At 51.0% G+C, this 1,000-nt stretch carries 2 tRNA genes; both read left to right on the plus strand.

What is annotated here, in order from left to right:
- Positions 1–233: 233 nt before the first annotated feature.
- Positions 234–310 (plus strand) — tRNA-Ile (locus ACR0D7_RS19390).
- 8 nt (positions 311–318) lie between these two features.
- Positions 319–394: transfer RNA gene (locus tag ACR0D7_RS19395), tRNA-Ala, on the plus strand.
- Positions 395–1,000 lie beyond the last annotated feature (606 nt).

A 1,000-nucleotide genomic window follows, 5' to 3' on the forward strand; every position in this document is an offset into this window, starting at 1 on the left:
GGCTGGATCACCTCCTTTCTAAGGATGTATCTAGTTAGATTTGTTCGCAAATCTCGTGATACACTTAGCAGAAGATCAACAAACAAAGTTGATCAAACTCATGGACCGAGCCGTCCTCATATCTCTTCAGAACACATCAGGCCTACAACGCTGTGAGGTCTGGCCCTCTCGGCAGCTTTTGCAAGCAAAAGCGCCTGTCGGGCAACGTCGATTTTGCTTTTGCAAAATCAACTGGGTCGGTAGCTCAGGTGGTTAGAGCGCACGCCTGATAAGCGTGAGGTCGGAGGTTCAAGTCCTCCTCGACCCACCAAAATTTTTGGGGCCTTAGCTCAGCTGGGAGAGCGCCTGATTTGCATTCAGGAGGTCAGGAGTTCGATCCTCCTAGGCTCCACCATTTACCTTTCGATTTGATCATCGAGCACTTGATTGAGTGCTGGATCATCCAATCGGATGAACGTCCAAGTCACCCGTAAGGATGACGGACACACCAATTGACATCGTATAGAGAGAAAATCAATCAACACTGTTTGATCGCGCCGAGTGTGGCGTTGATCTCAGTCGTTCTCATCTTCGGATGAGCGGGTTGTGACACGGGTGTTTCCTCGCCTGTCCACGACTATCCCGGCTGAAACGAACAGAGTTGTCCAAGTCAAGTACACTAACCCGCATGATCTGACGATCATGCATGTCTTCTATTCTCCACGCGGGGCCGACCGACATCGGCAGCGTGGGTTCCAGGATGGAAGGCGGGAAAGTATGCTTTTGGTTCAGAAGAATGACTGCCTTTAGTTACCAGCTGGGCGGTCTCGATTGATCCGACCCCCGAACTGTGAAGGCCGAAGGCCGGAAGAGTTCATGTCCTCAAGTAGCCGAATAGGCGGTAGGACAAAAAGGTCGTGTCTTTCTCTTTCTGGATCAAATCAAGCGCGAGAAGGGCGTTTGGTGAATGCCTTGGCAGCAAGAGGCGATGAAAGACGTGATACTCTGCGATAAGCCATGG

This window comes from Ruegeria sp. BB7 (assembly GCF_056539365.1).